This is a genomic window from Owenweeksia hongkongensis DSM 17368, assembly GCF_000236705.1.
Taxonomy (GTDB): Bacteria; Bacteroidota; Bacteroidia; order Flavobacteriales; family Schleiferiaceae; genus Owenweeksia; species Owenweeksia hongkongensis.
Genome location: NC_016599.1, coordinates 1,204,318 through 1,219,696, shown reverse-complemented (window position 1 = coordinate 1,219,696; position 15,379 = coordinate 1,204,318). Strand labels below are relative to the sequence as shown.

General features: G+C 38.9%; 18 protein-coding genes. 5 read left to right on the top strand and 13 right to left on the bottom strand.

The genetic code is table 11. From position 1 onward, the window contains the following. Positions 1 to 218: 218 nt before the first annotated feature. Both OWEHO_RS05470 and OWEHO_RS05465 read left to right on the top strand, forming a co-directional pair. Positions 219 to 1,718, top strand: a complete 1,500-nt coding sequence (locus OWEHO_RS05470; RefSeq protein ID WP_014201477.1) for an FAD-dependent oxidoreductase — start codon at positions 219 to 221, stop codon at positions 1,716 to 1,718. 13 nt (positions 1,719 to 1,731) lie between these two features. Then, a complete protein-coding gene (locus tag OWEHO_RS05465; protein ID WP_014201476.1) occupies positions 1,732 to 2,583 on the top strand; it encodes an SDR family oxidoreductase in 852 nt (283 codons plus the stop codon). Positions 2,584 to 2,620: 37 nt separating this feature from the next. On the opposite strand, the gene OWEHO_RS05460 is transcribed toward OWEHO_RS05465, so the two are convergent. The 8 genes from OWEHO_RS05460 to OWEHO_RS05425 all read right to left on the bottom strand — a co-directional run bounded on the left by OWEHO_RS05460 (position 2,621) and on the right by OWEHO_RS05425 (position 6,762). Next, positions 2,621 to 2,806, bottom strand: a complete 186-nt coding sequence (locus OWEHO_RS05460) for a hypothetical protein (protein WP_014201475.1) — start codon at positions 2,804 to 2,806, stop codon at positions 2,621 to 2,623. Positions 2,807 to 2,875: 69 nt separating this feature from the next. After that, positions 2,876 to 3,163 carry a SemiSWEET family sugar transporter gene (locus tag OWEHO_RS05455; protein WP_014201474.1) on the bottom strand — a complete coding sequence of 96 codons (288 nt, stop codon included), beginning with the start codon at positions 3,161 to 3,163 and terminating at the stop codon, positions 2,876 to 2,878. After that, positions 3,160 to 3,756: a DUF1989 domain-containing protein gene (locus OWEHO_RS05450; RefSeq protein WP_014201473.1), complete on the bottom strand. Its 597-nt coding sequence runs from the start codon at positions 3,754 to 3,756 to the stop codon at positions 3,160 to 3,162. The genes OWEHO_RS05455 and OWEHO_RS05450 overlap by 4 nt, the downstream gene beginning before the upstream one ends. A gap of 13 nt (positions 3,757 to 3,769) precedes the next feature. After that, complete coding sequence (gene gntA, locus OWEHO_RS05445; RefSeq protein WP_014201472.1) at positions 3,770 to 4,453, bottom strand: guanitoxin biosynthesis heme-dependent pre-guanitoxin N-hydroxylase GntA; 684 nt, start codon at positions 4,451 to 4,453, stop codon at positions 3,770 to 3,772. Next, positions 4,450 to 4,971, bottom strand: coding sequence for a DUF421 domain-containing protein (locus OWEHO_RS05440; protein ID WP_041627981.1), 522 nt, complete (start codon positions 4,969 to 4,971; stop codon positions 4,450 to 4,452). Before OWEHO_RS05440 ends, gntA begins: the two co-directional genes overlap by 4 nt. A 2-nt stretch (positions 4,972 to 4,973) precedes the next feature. Next, positions 4,974 to 5,240: a hypothetical protein gene (locus tag OWEHO_RS05435; RefSeq protein ID WP_014201470.1), complete on the bottom strand. Its 267-nt coding sequence runs from the start codon at positions 5,238 to 5,240 to the stop codon at positions 4,974 to 4,976. A 177-nt stretch (positions 5,241 to 5,417) separates the two neighbouring features. Beyond that, positions 5,418 to 6,074, bottom strand: a complete 657-nt coding sequence (locus OWEHO_RS05430; protein WP_014201469.1) for a glycosyltransferase family 2 protein — start codon at positions 6,072 to 6,074, stop codon at positions 5,418 to 5,420. A 235-nt stretch (positions 6,075 to 6,309) separates the two neighbouring features. After that, complete coding sequence (locus OWEHO_RS05425; protein WP_223252718.1) at positions 6,310 to 6,762, bottom strand: hypothetical protein; 453 nt, start codon at positions 6,760 to 6,762, stop codon at positions 6,310 to 6,312. 421 nt (positions 6,763 to 7,183) lie between these two features. On the opposite strand from OWEHO_RS05425, the gene OWEHO_RS05420 reads away from it, so the two are divergent. Both OWEHO_RS05420 and OWEHO_RS05415 read left to right on the top strand, forming a co-directional pair. Further along, positions 7,184 to 8,200, top strand: coding sequence for a helix-turn-helix transcriptional regulator (locus tag OWEHO_RS05420; RefSeq protein ID WP_014201467.1), 1,017 nt, complete (start codon positions 7,184 to 7,186; stop codon positions 8,198 to 8,200). A gap of 81 nt (positions 8,201 to 8,281) precedes the next feature. After that, positions 8,282 to 9,556, top strand: coding sequence for a C45 family autoproteolytic acyltransferase/hydolase (locus OWEHO_RS05415; RefSeq protein WP_014201466.1), 1,275 nt, complete (start codon positions 8,282 to 8,284; stop codon positions 9,554 to 9,556). A gap of 115 nt (positions 9,557 to 9,671) precedes the next feature. Here OWEHO_RS05415 and xerD read toward each other — a convergent pair whose 3' ends face one another. Further along, entirely contained in the window at positions 9,672 to 10,571 is a 900-nt protein-coding gene (gene xerD, locus OWEHO_RS05410; protein WP_014201465.1) for a site-specific tyrosine recombinase XerD, read from the bottom strand. A gap of 37 nt (positions 10,572 to 10,608) precedes the next feature. Here xerD and aroQ point away from each other — a divergent pair, with 37 nt between their 5' ends. After that, entirely contained in the window at positions 10,609 to 11,031 is a 423-nt protein-coding gene (gene aroQ / locus OWEHO_RS05405) for a type II 3-dehydroquinate dehydratase (protein ID WP_014201464.1), read from the top strand. Here the strand turns inward: aroQ and OWEHO_RS05400 are convergent, their stop codons facing one another. The 4 genes from OWEHO_RS05400 to OWEHO_RS05385 form a co-directional block, all read right to left on the bottom strand. Continuing rightward, entirely contained in the window at positions 11,032 to 11,490 is a 459-nt protein-coding gene (locus OWEHO_RS05400; RefSeq protein ID WP_014201463.1) for an SRPBCC family protein, read from the bottom strand. A 489-nt stretch (positions 11,491 to 11,979) separates the two neighbouring features. Further along, positions 11,980 to 13,248, bottom strand: a complete 1,269-nt coding sequence (locus OWEHO_RS05395) for a DEAD/DEAH box helicase (RefSeq protein ID WP_014201461.1) — start codon at positions 13,246 to 13,248, stop codon at positions 11,980 to 11,982. 217 nt (positions 13,249 to 13,465) lie between these two features. Continuing rightward, positions 13,466 to 14,494, bottom strand: a complete 1,029-nt coding sequence (locus OWEHO_RS05390; RefSeq protein ID WP_014201460.1) for a glycosyltransferase family 2 protein — start codon at positions 14,492 to 14,494, stop codon at positions 13,466 to 13,468. Further along, positions 14,481 to 15,344, bottom strand: coding sequence for a lysophospholipid acyltransferase family protein (locus OWEHO_RS05385; protein WP_014201459.1), 864 nt, complete (start codon positions 15,342 to 15,344; stop codon positions 14,481 to 14,483). The genes OWEHO_RS05390 and OWEHO_RS05385 overlap by 14 nt, the downstream gene beginning before the upstream one ends. Positions 15,345 to 15,379 lie beyond the last annotated feature (35 nt).

Genomic DNA, 15,379 nt, shown 5'->3' with positions numbered 1-15,379 from the left:
AGTGGTTGTAACAAAAGTCTTTTGGGGTAATATTTTTTGCTTTTGGAACAATGGAGCATAGGTTAGGACAATAGTCAATGTATGCTGACTGAAAAGTGGAGATACAATCCTAAGTTGAAAAGGAAAGGAGGGTGTGAGTTTAGTGCTAAATCCTTCTATTATTCGTGAACATATGCGGGTTTTAAGGTTTAATAAATTATACCTTAAAATATTATAATATGAATACTCCTTGGTTAAAGAATACTGAAGAAACTTATTACCCACCTCTTAAAGAGGATTTAAATGCAGATGTTTGTGTAGTAGGTGGAGGCATTACCGGCATTACTACTGCCTATCTTTTACAAGAAGCTGGGCGAAGGGTAATCTTATTAGAAGCAAATAAAATAGCTACTGGCGTTACCGGACATACTTCAGGGCACCTAACTTCATTCTTAGATGCGCATTACCACAATGTAATTTCCAGTTTTGGTGAGTTAAAGGCTATACAATTACTTTATGCAACCTTATTGGCTCGGGAAACTGTAGAGTTCTTAATGGCAAATAATGCTATTGTCGCGGACTATGAAAGAGTTCCAGCCTACTATTACGCTACGAATGATGATCAGGTGAATCATCTGAAGAAGGAGCGTAATGCTATGGATCAACTGGGAGCTATTACCAAAGATGCCGACCTGACAGATATACCGTTTAAATGCAAGAAGGCTTTTAGAATAGATAATCAAGCCACTTTAAACGCGGCAGGATTTGTCAAGGGTTTAACTAAAGCTTTTGTAGAAAAGGGCGGACAAATATTTGAGCAAACGCGAGTTGTTAACTTTAAGGAAGAGGGAGAACAAATTAGAGTTAAAACTGAAGAGGGCTCATCTGTAAAAGCAAAATATATAGTGCAGGCCACTCATATTCCTATTAATGAAAACCCACTTCAGCTAGAGCTTAAGAATCATAACTCTTATGTGATGGCTGGCGAAAGTGGAGAAGATGTAGCGAAAGGATTATTTTATGATTTTGCCGAACCATATCACTACACTCGTAATTACGAAGAGAACGGTAAATCTATGTTTATTGTAGGTGGCTTTGATCAAAAGACCGGAGAGAAGCTTTCTGATCAGAATCAAATGGACAAGCTTCGAAATTTTGCATTGGAAAATCTCAATATAAAAGAAATGAATTACAGCTGGTGTAGCACGCTTTTCACTTCACCAGATGGATTGCCGTTAATTGGTAAAGATCCAATACATAAAAATTCATTTATCGCTACGGGTTTTGCTGGGGATGGGCTCACATATAGTATAATAAGCGCAATTCTAAATACAGCATTAATTACAAAGGGAAGTCATAACTGGGAAGAATTATTTGATCCGAAACGTCTTAGCCCCTCTACGTTAAAAACGGCTGTAAATAAAGGTGTTACTACCATCAAACACTTAGTAGCAGATAAGTTTGGTATCAGTGAAACAACCACCGATGATATGAAGCCAAATTCTGCTAAAGTGATACATAAGGATGGAGAAAATGTAGCGGTTTACAAAGATGAAAATGGAGAGCTCCATACGGTGTCAGCATTATGCACACATATGGGCTGTGTTGTGCATTTCAATAATGTGGCAAAAACATGGGATTGTGGGTGTCATGGAAGCCGCTTTGGGATAGACGGGAAAGTATTGGCCGGGCCAGCTACTGAAAAACTTGAAAGTATAAACATTTTTAAAGAGCAATAGTAAATAATCTGATATGGGAAAGCCAAAGAAATTGCCGGAACAAGGTCAGGATGAGCAGCCCGGCAAAGAGCATGAAATGAACCCTAAGCCCGAAATTATCCGAAAGGGATATAAAGGGAGTGAAAAGCTAAAAGGAAAAACGGCTTTAATAACTGGGGGCGATAGCGGAATAGGGAGAGCGGTAGCAGTACACTTTGCACGAGAAGGAGCAGACGTGGCCATAGTTTATCTCGATGAGGATGAGGATGCCAAAGAAACCAGCCGTATGGTAAAAGAAGAAGGCCAAAAGTGTCTGGTAATTTCAGGAGACATTAAGCATAAGAGCTTCTGTAAGAAAATGGTGAAAGAAACCCTGGATGAATTTGGTAAGATTGACATTTTAGTGAATAATGCAGCTGTGCAGTTTCCGCAAAATGGACTGGAAGAGATTGATGATCCGCAATTGGAGGAAACTTTTGAAACTAACATATACTCCATGTTTCGCATCACAAGGGCAGTTTTACCACACTTAAAAAAGGGTTCGCGTATCATTAATACAACTTCGGTTACAGCGTATCGAGGAAGCGACCATCTTATTGACTATTCTTCTACCAAAGGCGCTATCACCACCTTTACTCGATCACTTTCGCAAAATCTTGCGGAAAAGGGCATCTTAGTTAATGCTGTGGCACCCGGCCCCATCTGGACTCCGTTAATACCTGCATCTTTTGATTCGGTTAAAGATTTTGGAAAAGATACACCTCTGGGTAGAGTAGGGCAGCCAAGTGAGGTGGCCCCAGCTTATGTGTTTTTAGCAAGTGATGACGCTACCTATATTACTGGTCAAATAATACATGTAAATGGTGGTGAAATGATTGGAGGATAATCTTATAATTAAAAAGCCCCATGTTGGGGCTTTTTAATCACTTATTGTTTTTTGGATCCTGATCATATTTCTTTTTATTATAAGGTTCTACATAGTTTTCCTTTTGCTTCACCTTTTTGTCGTGATCATCACCTTTGGGTGAAAGGTTTGGATTATTAGACACATTTTCATTTTCAAAGGGTATTCCCTTATCATCCTTTTTCTTTTCTTCATTCTTACTCATAACTTAAATTTTTTGGGATTAATATGAATGGTAACAATAAGAGAAGAAACTTTGTTCTTATATCCTTACTCAGTTATTTGGTGAATTAGTGCTTTTTTTGCCATGTTTAAGCAGTAGATAAAGTAGCAGTGAATTTAATACAACCGAAATACCATTAGCCAAAATAATAGCCAGGTCATTTTTTAGGAATCCATATACTGTCCAAAGTAGCACCCCGGTTATTAGCACTAAAAACATCCCTATAGAAACATCAGCCACTTTTTTAGTCTTATAAGCTTTAATGAGCTGAGGAATTACAGCAGCAGTTGTACAAACACCGGCAGCAATTCCTATTACATCAATCCAATTTATGTTCATGATGCAGGTGATCTTTCCAAAATTTCATATTGCACTGGCTTAAAGCTATAATTGTTACTCATTTCCGCAGAGCATGCGGTAAGTCCCACAATTAAATCCATCATGGCTTCAAATAGCATATAATCTCCAGCTTTGCTCATAGGAGGCTCTACACTTAATTTGCCATTCGCTGCAAATTGCACATTCATAAAAATGTTGAATGCCGTAGGAATGTCGTCAGGCAATATTTCGAAAGGTGCAAGATTTGTATGCAAATTTTCAAAGCAACTAGGGTGGTAATCAGAGTTTTGATACATAATTTGGAAAGTCTCAGGGCTGCAAGGGGCTAATAGGAAATCATTGCGGCCATTGGTATCTTCCACTATCCGCATCATTTTGTTACTGCGATTGCTCCATAAGTGGTGACCCTTGGTGATGAGTAGTGTTTCTTCAAAATCTAAAGTTTTACCTGAGGAAAGCTTTTCCGCTTTATCTAAAGCATTAAAGAGAACCATATCACTTACCTGTTCTCCTTTCGGATCGGTAACCTTTAGCCATTGACCTTTTTTTAAACGGAAGGCGGTGCCGGTCTGTTTTTCTATAGTAGTAATCATTACTGTTTTAAATTTATGAATGTTTGTGAAGAAAGGGGCATTTCCAATTTTGCCCCACCTTTCGCCCACTATATTGCGGTGCTTCTTGCCCTTGTCCAAAGTCTGCAACCATTGGGTTAATGCTACCTTGCAAAGCTTTGTCTCGTTCTCGAATAGCATCTCGGGTAGCCTTATATCCTCCTAGTTCGCGTAGTTTTTCAAATTGATAATGGAGATTAAAAACCACTGTGGGACTCGGGGATTGCCTCGCGATACGAGAACTATTTGGGTGCATCCCCACTAGATAAAAAGCCTGACTTAACAGGCTGAAACTAAATTCCGGGCTTTGTGGGTTAGTAGACACCGTAGAGTCCCACTTTGAGGAGTCACCTTCATGGAGAGCTTGAAGCTGCTTCCATAATCGTTCTTCAAATTCTTTTTCAGTGAACAATTGTTGTCCCTTAAATACTGCTACAAATGTGAAGAAATCGCTTCCTTCAAAATCATAATCTTTTAGATAAGCCTCTAAATCGGCAAGTAAAGTGGGGACATTTTCAGACTTACCCAACTCGCCATATTCCCGAAGAATAAAATGACCTTGTTTGACTACCGATTGAGCCATTAGGCAAGGATGGTCATTTTCTACTATAAAATTTTCAAACTTTTTTTGCTCTGATTCATCTATTTTTAACTTCTCAATCTTTTCTTTTACGCTCATCTCTTTACATCTTTTAGAAGCCAATCATTTAATTTATCATCTACTTTATCTGTATGTAACACTGAAATATCTCCAGTGGTTTCAAAAACAACAGCGCGAACCTCTTTCAGTTCAATCACATTTGCTTCGCGCAGTTTAGATCGAAGGTCTCCTTCAGCAACTCTCGCCTTTTTTAGATTTTCATAAAGGATTTCTGTCCCGTCCATTAAGAGTAGCGGGGTGTTGTCAATCAATTCTTTAAACCACTTAAACCTGCGTAGCATTGCTGCCGAAATTTGCAAGAGGTAAACGATCGCTAAGCCAATTACTCCCTCAAGTAAACTGACAGAGGACGATAGTATAGTAGTAGCCAGTAAGGAACCTACTGCCACTGTCATGGCAAAATCAAAACTGCTCATTTTGCTAAAACTTCGTTTTCCTGCTATGCGCGTAAATGTGATAAGCACCGCATAAGTGCAAATGGCTGTTAAAATGATTGCAATAGCGGTTGTGGTTGTGGTGGTAAAATATTCTTCCATCATTATCTAATTTTCTTATGTGAGTTTATTGCACCTTTTACGAGGAAAACGGACATTATAAAGCCAAGACTGGCCGCTATGGTAAGTAGTAAGTTGAAATATGAAATGCCAAGTACCACCAAAGATCCGGTACCCATGAAAAAAAGGATAGAAGTAAGGGGAGCAATACCGTGATGTATTTTACGAATACCTTCGTAACGTAGTTGAACCCCTATGCCCAAAGTGAAAAAAAGTCCCACCAAAAATTCCAAAAGCTGTATCAGATTCATAGTGATATATTTAATTCTATTAAAAGTGGATATTACCTAACTACGCCATGATATATATGTATACGTAAAGATTCAAAATGGAGGACTTATATCAACTCCTGCGGTAAATCTTTATTTAAGTATTAATGTATTTTTATAACATTGGTTTATTGAATGTTGATCACATATTTCAAACTACTATTGAGGTGTAGGAATAGTTTTGAACTGTTGGTACACCGGTGTATTTGAGCGATAGAATGGTATTCCTATCTTACAAGCCCTGTTGCCAATTTCAGAGTCACTTAACTCCGCATTTTCTCCATTTCCATCAAAGGCTAACAGTTCTTCAAATCTCTTACGATTTACTCCAAAACAGAGACTTCGAAACAAACTATAGTCATTTTCTTTGTGAAGAGCTATTTTTATTGGTGAAGTTTCGGGATGATCTTTACTTACTTTTAATAAGTCTTGCTCCGTAAAATGATTATCAATATTTTCTTCAATCAGACGAGGCTGCCCCATAACCAGACCATCTGTATGCTGCATAATTTCTAGTATATTTTCTACAAAACTGGATGAGGGTATACAGTCCACATCTAAAAATATTAGATGATCATACCTTGCAGCTCTAACGCCAGCGTTACGGGCAGCTGCAAGAGAAATATCTTCATCTGTATTATCTAGAATAACCTTTATAACTCCAACGGGTGTTACCTCCGGTAGTGTAATGTTATTCCCAACATTCACCAAAATTATTTCGGCTGGTGTATGGGTACTTATTAATAGCCCGTGCAATAGTTTGGCAAGGTGTGTATGTTCATCTTTGACTACGGTAATCAAGCTACAACGCTTCATAATATGTTTAGTATTTCAATAAGTTAGAAGTCATTTTAATTTTGGAAATGATTTAACGCTATTATGAAATCATGGTTCATAAGTAAATTCACTTAGTCCTAAAAAATGGGTGAAAGATTATGACTCACATACCTTTTTGGAAGGGTTTATTTTCGATTCAATCAGCTTTGTAAAAGTCAAATCCTAATTATCTGCTTTATTGAGCTAAAAAAGTTTTCAAGTAAGAACTTGCAAATCATCCCATAACTGCAACTTTGTGTCCAGCTGCATCCAGTCTCAATCTAAGCTCTTGCCAGTCAGGAAATTTTATTTCACATAAATTTTCAATACTATCCAGAGCTTTCATCTTTAAAATATTTGTACAAAAGTTTGCTTGAAAATCTTGACTTCTAGCAATGGTAAGATTCAAGGTTCCCCAGTATGAGTGAGCGAACTGCGCGAGTGTTAAATCAGATTCTTTAATAAGTTTAACGGCTGACTCCAAGCAACCTTCACCTATAATAGTTCCATCATTTAGGGCAAAAATGTATTCTACATTTTCATGTAAATCTTCTAGAAAGAGTTTCCAGGTATTGCTTTGCCATTGATTTGATGTACGTCTATTAAGGAGCCACACATTTGGAAGGCTGTTGCAAAACTTTTCCAAATACGATTCTTGCTCACGAGCTATAGGGTTGATAAGAGCCACATAGACTGTGAAACAGGGGTGATTTTGTCTCACAGCTGCTAAGATAGATGCGTAGACAGATTCTGAAGGTGGCCTGTAAATGAAAATACAAACGGCTACCATAGATGAGTATCTTTTACTGTGTTTAAACAAAACATTAAATCACTTTCTTTATTAAGAGTATAAAAAATCGCCACTAGCATTTATAAATGCTTTAGTAGATTTCTATAGTGCTGATTAAATGATTTTTAACGAAACCTAGGTGACTGGGAGTAAGAATACTGCTTGGTAAATGAAATTGAGAGTTCATGAAGTTTGGTAAATTATGGAGTTTAATTCTCGATAAAAGTAGATATAAAGCAAGCTTATAAAAGGCTAATTCTAGCTGTGTCACTGGTTTCTTTGTTCCATTTACTGAAAAGATTAACCCATTTGATAGAAGATGAATAGAACACGCGTAAAATCGATTCCCCTAAGAGAAGTTATACAAGATATGGCTCAAGAATGGGGTGTAGAAGTACATGAAGATTGTGATGAATGTTGGCTCGAAATTCCGAAAAATCTGGGTGAAGGAATAATTCGGGGGATTAACTTTAGTGGCGGCCTAGGTTATATAATTTATGATTGTCTCTTTTATGAGGACATGGAAATTAGATTTACCATAAAGGAAATTCATCCGCTAAAATTTCTCTACTGTGTGGAAGGTCATTTCTTCTATAATTTTGAAGAAGATGAAGAGAACATTTATGAAATCACTAAATTTCAAAGTGCCATTACCGCAAGCACTTATCAGCATGGCAATGTGTTGACTTTTAAAGCCAATATAAAAACGTGCATTGCAAGCTTAGAAATATTGAGACATGAATTCATTCAAAATATTGAATGTGATCTGGAAAAAATGGATGAGCAGTTGCGCTCTCTTTTTACTGATACAAAAGCGGCTGAGAGATTTTATAGCCAAGTACATTACTCATTGCATTTGGATGAATTATTTACTCAAATGTCTAAACTTGAGGGTACAGGTGTTGTAATGAAATTTTTCCTGCAAGCAAAAACCTATGAAATGCTAGCCGCCCAAATAATGCTTTTTGAAGATGACTCACGAACCGAGTCAGATCAAATATACCTAAGACGCCACGATCTTGAAGCTGTGAAAAAAGCTATAAAGTTTATTGAAGAAAATTTAAAGCAAACAAAATCGGTAGCAGACATAGCAAAAGAGGTGGGGCTTAATGAAAGCAAGTTGCAATTAGGATTTAAGCAATACAAAGGGACCACGGTGAACGCCTACATCGCTGAGCTTCGATTAGAATCTGCTAAAAGACTTTTGCTGTCTACGGATATGAATATTTCTGAAATAGTGTATCAGCTAGGTTTGAGTAACCGAGGATATTTTGCCAAAAAATTCAAGGAGCGATTTGGGATGACACCTACTGAATATAAGCAGAGCCATTCCTGAGAATTAGAGTGTTTCAACAATAATGTTTTTATCAAAAATTACTAAACACAATACTGTGTTTATAACTAAATAACTTTACCCATGCTACAACTGCATTTTGATTCCATTTATGAGGCTAATCCTGGCCCTAAGTGGCAAAAACTTTTTAATACCCATTGGCCGGCTTATAAGGCTTGGTTTCAATCTAAGGGGCTGGCCAATCATCCTGACCTCAAAACTTGTCAAGAAGAGCTTGTTCGCTATATGCCGGAGCTGCTTCCTACATATGAGAAATTATGCGAGTTGGCTGGTAATGATCTCGTTGCTCATCGTTTTTTGACGGGTTGGCAACCACCTGCATACATTACGGGTTGCTCGCAGGCTGTAGCTGTGGATGAGCCACAGCTCGTTAGAAACTATGATTATCACCCACATCTGAGTGAGGGCACACTATTAAATAGCGCATGGAATGGAAAACATGTAATAGCTGTTGGCGATTGCTTGATGGGAGTAGTGGATGGTATGAACTCCGATGGACTTGTGGCTTCTCTCACTTTTGGTGGAAGAAAGGTTGTAGGCAAAGGCTTTGGGATTCCATTTATCCTGAGGTATGTACTTGAGTTTTGTAGTAACGTAGACGAGGCCGTGGAAAAACTGAAAAAAATTCCAAGCCACATGGCCTATAATATTATGGTGCTGGATAAAACTGGAGCCTACAAAATGCTACAGATAGCACCCGATCATGAGGTGAAAGTTACGGATATGAAAGTGTCCACAAATCACCAGGGAACCCCAGATTGGCCAGCACACGCCAATTTTTCTAAAACGCTTTTGCGTGAAAAATTCTTAAATGAATTGCTGGCAAAACCCAAACAGAGTAATGAGGAGATAGCTCAGGCATTCTTGAATTCACCGCTTTTTAATCGTCAGTATAGTGATGGTTTTGGTACTATTTACACATCCGTATATCATCCCGCCAAGGGTAGTATGCAGCTAAGGTGGGAAGGTGAAACTTTGCAACAATCATTTGATGCATTTGAAGAAGGTAAAACCTTAATCACATATAATGAGCATGTGCCTACCGCTGCTGTGACCCATACACAATGGGAACCAAAAATGCCTGAAGTAGCTGAAGCTGAGAGTGAAAATTATTGGACTGAATATGGCAAAGCATGGGCTAGTGGAAACCCGACTCAGTTAGCACTACACGTAGCCAAAACCATAAGCCAAGCCATGGGGGTTGCTGAAAATGAAAATATGCAAAAGGTGCTGGAAATGTTTACAGCGGAAACGAAGAAACGTGGACAAGTGCCGTGGGAAATGCTGGCCGATATGTGGGCAAGCATAGGGAAGGGGGTTTATGAAGAAAGAAAATAAAGGTCTTTAGTTTTTTTGTGAGGCTTGTGTTTACATCTTGAGGGAACAGAACTTCCATCAAAAAAGAGATTTTTCTGTGCACTCAAGGCCTCTGATTTGAAGTAATTGACTCAAATTATTCACGTGCTCTTGGATGAAACTGCAGCAAGGTTTCCCTTAAATAGGTTTGGTCTAGGTGAGTATAAATTTCGGTGGTGGTAATACTTTCATGTCCCAGCATTTCTTGCACCGCGCGTAAGTCTGCACCACCTTCTACCAAGTGTGTGGCAAAGCTGTGGCGAAAAGTGTGTGGGCTTACTGATTTTCGTATACCTGCGGAGACGGTTAGCGTTTTTACTATGTGAAATATCATGGCCCGAGTTAGTTGTTTGCCACGTCTGTTGAGAAACACAAAGTCTTCATGACCACGGGCCACTGTTTGATGGACGCGTACTTCTTCACGATAAATGCCAATATGCTTTTGAGCCAATTTGTTTATGGGAACCAGCCTTTCCTTATCGCCTTTTCCAGTAACGCGAATGATGGATTCTTTAAAAAAGAGATCTGAAATACGAAGGTTGGTCAATTCGGAAACACGAAGTCCACAGCCATAAAGCGTTTCCATAATAGCGCGGTTGCGATGCGCTTCATCTTTACTCATGTCCACTGCATCGATGATTTTTTCTACTTCCTTCAAACTTAAAAAATCAGGAAGCTTACGGCCAACTTTTGGGCTTTCCAGCATTTCGGTGGGGTCAATAGTAATGAGATCTTCGAAGAGCAAATACTTGTAAAAAGTACGGAGTGCTGAAATAAGACGAGCTTGCGATTTGGCACTGATGCCTTCTTCTGCCAAAGTGGTTATGAGTCCTTGTAAATCTGCTAGTTGGATTTTTAAAGGATCTGGTTTTTCCTCTTCCAGGTTTTCGCGAAGCTTTTTAAGATCGCGCTTATATGCGGCTATCGTGTTGGGTGACATTCCACGCTCTAAGCGCATATAGTTTGTAAAGTCTTTTATGGCAATGTCCCAGTTCACTAGATTCGTATACTTTTAGGACTTCAAAAGTAAGCGAATGAAAATTGCAATCATCAATGGTCCTAATCTGAATTTATTAGGGCAGCGCCAACCAGAAGTTTATGGGAATGAAGGTTTTGAAGGATACTTCAATTTTTTGCAAAAAGCTTACTCAAATGTGGAGCTGGAATATTTTCAAAGTAATATAGAAGGTGAATTGGTGGATGCTGTGCAGAATTTTGCAAAAAGCTGTGCCAGGATTGTGTTAAACGCTGCGGCTTATACACACACTTCTATAGCTCTTGCTGATGCTGTGGCAGCTGTAAAAGTCTCAGTAATTGAAGTGCATATTTCCAACGTGCATGCCCGTGAGGCTTTTCGTCATCATTCCTACATCTCACCTTATGCCGCAGGTGTTATTGCCGGTTTTGGTTTGGATGGATACAGACTGGCGATTGAGGGTTTACTTAAAAAGAACTAGCTATTTTCCAAAATAGCGATTCACCGCTTCTTCGCGATAGTCAAAAATTTCTTTGAGTTGCTTTTTTATAAATAGACTGTTGGCCAAATTACCCAGTATGCCAAATGGGGGTTGATAGCTTACAATATCTTTCATCATCACCCCGTGCTTATTTTCTTCAAGATGATGTTCGTGATGCCACATGGTATAAGGGCCAATACGCTGCTCATCTACAAAGTATTCCATGTCCTTTACATGTGTTATTTCGGTTACCCAATTCATTTTGATACCCAATATAGGGCTTACCTTATAGCTGATTATCATTCCAGGGTACATATTATCAGAGGCTTGATTGGTAATTTCAAAGCCCATATGGTCTGGAGTAATTTCTTTAAGGTTTTTGGGTGATGATATAAAGTCCCAAACTTCTCCTAATGAGGCATTGACTTGCTGTTCGGTGCGTAATTGAAAAAATCCCATATGTGCTTCGATAGTAAATGTAATAGAAGAACAGGGTTAAAACAATTATGTTTAGGTGGGAACTTACACTTTAATATAACCCTTGGGTATCTCTAACCATCTTTATAATCGCCAAAAATACGAGGCTATTTATCTTGTTCTTTTTTTATTTTCTGCACCCAAAGATACACCATGGCACCACCCAGTGCTGCAAATAGAATCAATATAATAATCCAAAAAATACTCATAGAATCATCCTTAATTTAAATGATATACAATGATGCAAGGCTGTAAAGTAACTAAGGTGTAATTGCATTACGACTCCACTTACACTCGGCATCGAGAGTATTAAACTCTCAATATACTAAAATTTGAAAGTGATTAGGTTTATATTATTATAAGGCGTGAGCACCAGTTGCTGTAGTAGCTGTGTGTTTAGCAACGATTAAAAAACTCCCAGTATTTTTGACAAACACTGGGAGTTTTTGGAAATTAATAGGCGTTGAAGGTTTATCTTCTTCGTCCACCTTTGGAAGAATGTGGACGACTTTGCCCTTTTTTACGGTTGGCAAAAAACTCTTGCTTTTTGCGCTGCTTTTCTTTTTCAAATTCCTTCTTTTCTTTGTCGCTCATTGGCTTATCCGTTTGTAGAAAAGGATTGTCTTTAACCACAGGAATCTTAAGGTTAATCAATTTTTCAATATCGCGGATATATGCGTTTTCTTCAGGCTCACACATAGAAATTGCCATCCCTTCTTCGCCAGCTCGTCCTGATCGACCAATACGGTGCACGTAGGTTTCAGCTATATTTGGAATGTCATAATTAATCACGTGTTGAAGCTTGTCAATGTCAATACCTCTGGCGGCAATATCTGTGGCTACTAAAACACGAATCTGCTTGTCTTTAAACTGATTCAGTGCCTTTTGCCTCTGGTTTTGTGACTTATTACCATGTATGGCTGCTGACTTTATTTTTTGCTTTTCAAGATTGCGAACCACGCGGTCGGCACCATGCTTAGTTTTGGCAAATATCAATACTTGATCCATGCTCTGGTCTTTCAGAATATGGAAAAGTAAATCCTTCTTTAAATCCTTATTGGTATAGTACAAATACTGCTGGATGGTTTCGGCTGTAGATGAAACCGGGCTTACTTCTACCTTTTTAGGATTGGTAAGGATCTTTCGCGAAAGCTCAACAATATTCTTAGGCATAGTAGCCGAAAAGAATAGCGACTGACGCTTAGCCGGAAGCTTGGCAATTACCTTACGGATGTCATGAATAAAACCCATGTCCAGCATGCGGTCTGCCTCATCAAGTACAAAATACTTGATGTCTTTGAGGTTTACATATCCTTGATCCATCAAATCTAAAAGACGGCCTGGAGTAGCCACGAGCACATCCATACCTTTGCGCAAAGCATCTACTTGCGAACGTTGATTTACACCACCAAAAATCACCGTATTTCTTAGTCCTGTATGTTTTCCGTAAGTGGTAAAGCTTTCGCCAATTTGGATAGCAAGTTCTCGTGTGGGTGTAAGTATCAGGGCGTTTACACGGTGCTGATGGTTACTTTCCTTACGGTCGTTAAATAAGTGTTGTAAAATAGGAATAGCAAAGGCAGCGGTTTTTCCTGTACCCGTTTGGGCACTGGCAAGCATGTCATTTCTATCGAGCAATAGAGGAATAGATTTAGCCTGAATAGGAGTAGGCTGCTCATAGTTTTCCTCTTTAAGAGCCTTGATTATAGGCTCAATAATATTAAGATCTTCAAATCTCATTCATAAATTTTTGTTCCCGGATTAATAAAATGTACTGTGGGAAGGATATGTGAAATAGGCTATAAAGTCCGGGATGAGATGTAGCGTATGATTCAATATCGGCTGTGTTTTGATTTGGAGCGAGTAGAAACTCATTCTATTTCTGATAAATAGAAATATGGCTCCAACAGCCGGGCGAAGGTAGTGTTTTATTTAGATGGTGGAGGGTGGGGTGATTTTACAACTCTGAGTACTTCTTTTTCTTACTCAAGTAATGCTGTTGTACCACACTTCCATGATAAACCCCTTCTAATTTATTGAGCGGCTTCACGGGTTTTCCTACCTTTTGGCGCATCATATCATTGAAACGTACATAAAAGTGAAAGTGAGCCTTGAGGATCGCAAGAGTGTGAACAAACTTTCCTTCAAAAATAAACTTGATTCCGGCAATTCCATCCAAAACCAAACGTGCCATTATTTTGGCGAAAGCCTCACCACTTGGCAAGTTTAGAAACATAATGATGAGGCTGTTTCTAAAGTTGAGATATGTTTTTTTAGAAGACAGTTTGTTTAGTGTACCTCCACCCAAATGATAAACGGTGGAAGCAGGTTCGCAGCCAACCTCAAAACCCTGAAGTTGCATGCGCCAACACAAGTCAATTTCTTCCATGTGGGCAAATAGCGATTCATTGAGTCCGCCAGCTTCGCGGTACTTTTTGCTATCTACCACCAAGCAAGCGCCAGAGGCCCAAAATACTTTTTGATAGGAATCATATTGACCTTTATCTTCTTCCAGGGTGTCAAATAATCTACCGCGGCAAAATGGGTATCCTAAAATATCAATATGACCACCGGCTGCTCCGGCATATTCAAAGTGATCTTTCTTGTTGAGGTCTTTTATTTTTGGCTGTAAAGCCGCCAATTTAGGGTTGTTTTCAAATTGAGAAAGTAAGGGAGGAAGCCAGTTTGCAGTAACTTCCACATCTGAGTTTAGGAGTACTACATAATCTTCCTTTATGTAATCTAAACCTTTGTTGTAACCTCCAGCATAGCCATAGTTTTCATTAAGAACAATTAGCTTCACTTGAGGAAACTCAGTTTTTAGCACTTCCAAACTTTCGTCAGAACTGGCATTATCAATCACATATACTTGGGCCACAGCCTGCGAATGCTCAATTACGGAAGGTAAAAATCTACGGAGAAGTGCGGCACCATTCCAGTTGAGGATGGCGACAGCAATTTTATGTTGGGGCTTAGTTTCGGGCATGTTTCCATCTGCGATGGCTCCATAGCCAATCCTCAGGTTTCTTTTTAATTACTTTTTCAAGGGCTTTTACGTGCGTATTGGTCACTTCGTATGGTTCGGTATTTTGCACATCTTCAAAAAGAAGGTGTGCCGTTACCTCATAATATCCACGTTTTACTCTTTGTATGTCAATGAAAACCACCGCCAAATCACATTTTTTGGCCAGATTTTCAACGCCCAAATGTACCGGAGTATTTTGATTTAAAAACTCAGTATAGTATTTGATTTTTCCTTTATGCGGACTTTGGTCTGCCATAAAAATATACAGGGGCGCCTTCACGGGATTATTTAGCATAAAGGGATACGTGTCGTTCATAGAGTATAGCTCAAGGCCAAACTGCTCTCTTATTGAAACTACTTTTCGGCTAAACCGCTTATTATTTAAAGGTTGATAAACAGCAAAAGAAGGGTGGGGAACAAGAAGGGGCATACTCATGGCCGTCCATTCAAAATTGGTATAATGGCCCATTACGATTAGAACACCCTTATCCTTTGCGTAAAGCTTCTCAAAAAGTTCAGGATTAGTAAGCTTAAATCTCTTACGCAAGGTTTTCTCCGAAATCGTCAAACTCTTGAAGGACTCTACAATCAGGTCGGCAAAGTTTCTATAAAAAGCAAAGCGAATACGATTGAGTTCGTTTTCGTTCTTTTCGGGAAATGCCTTGCGGAGGTTACCCATTATTACCTCCTTACGATACTTAAGTATTTGCTGCATCACAAAGCTTATAAAATCACTTATGATGTAGAGTATTCTAAAAGGGAGTATGGAAATGAGCCAGCCAAATGCCACGGCCAAATAGTATCCTATCATGCGGCAAATTTAGCGCCCTTCACCGGAATTCTGCA

What these genes read in the sequence shown, in the direction of transcription:
- OWEHO_RS05470 (WP_014201477.1), top strand. Translation starts at nt 219, where the DNA reads ATGAATACTCCTTGGTTAAAGAATACTGAAGAAACTTATTACCCACCT.
- OWEHO_RS05465 (WP_014201476.1), top strand. Translation starts at nt 1,732, where the DNA reads ATGGGAAAGCCAAAGAAATTGCCGGAACAAGGTCAGGATGAGCAGCCC.
- OWEHO_RS05460 (WP_014201475.1), bottom strand. Translation starts at nt 2,806, where the DNA reads ATGAGTAAGAATGAAGAAAAGAAAAAGGATGATAAGGGAATACCCTTT.
- OWEHO_RS05455 (WP_014201474.1), bottom strand. Translation starts at nt 3,163, where the DNA reads ATGAACATAAATTGGATTGATGTAATAGGAATTGCTGCCGGTGTTTGT.
- OWEHO_RS05450 (WP_014201473.1), bottom strand. Translation starts at nt 3,756, where the DNA reads ATGATTACTACTATAGAAAAACAGACCGGCACCGCCTTCCGTTTAAAA.
- gntA (WP_014201472.1), bottom strand. Translation starts at nt 4,453, where the DNA reads ATGAGCGTAAAAGAAAAGATTGAGAAGTTAAAAATAGATGAATCAGAG.
- OWEHO_RS05440 (WP_041627981.1), bottom strand. Translation starts at nt 4,971, where the DNA reads ATGGAAGAATATTTTACCACCACAACCACAACCGCTATTGCAATCATT.
- OWEHO_RS05435 (WP_014201470.1), bottom strand. Translation starts at nt 5,240, where the DNA reads ATGAATCTGATACAGCTTTTGGAATTTTTGGTGGGACTTTTTTTCACT.
- OWEHO_RS05430 (WP_014201469.1), bottom strand. Translation starts at nt 6,074, where the DNA reads ATGAAGCGTTGTAGCTTGATTACCGTAGTCAAAGATGAACATACACAC.
- OWEHO_RS05420 (WP_014201467.1), top strand. Translation starts at nt 7,184, where the DNA reads ATGAATAGAACACGCGTAAAATCGATTCCCCTAAGAGAAGTTATACAA.
- OWEHO_RS05415 (WP_014201466.1), top strand. Translation starts at nt 8,282, where the DNA reads ATGCTACAACTGCATTTTGATTCCATTTATGAGGCTAATCCTGGCCCT.
- aroQ (WP_014201464.1), top strand. Translation starts at nt 10,609, where the DNA reads ATGAAAATTGCAATCATCAATGGTCCTAATCTGAATTTATTAGGGCAG.
- OWEHO_RS05400 (WP_014201463.1), bottom strand. Translation starts at nt 11,490, where the DNA reads ATGGGATTTTTTCAATTACGCACCGAACAGCAAGTCAATGCCTCATTA.
- OWEHO_RS05395 (WP_014201461.1), bottom strand. Translation starts at nt 13,248, where the DNA reads ATGAGATTTGAAGATCTTAATATTATTGAGCCTATAATCAAGGCTCTT.
- OWEHO_RS05390 (WP_014201460.1), bottom strand. Translation starts at nt 14,494, where the DNA reads ATGCCCGAAACTAAGCCCCAACATAAAATTGCTGTCGCCATCCTCAAC.
- OWEHO_RS05385 (WP_014201459.1), bottom strand. Translation starts at nt 15,344, where the DNA reads ATGATAGGATACTATTTGGCCGTGGCATTTGGCTGGCTCATTTCCATA.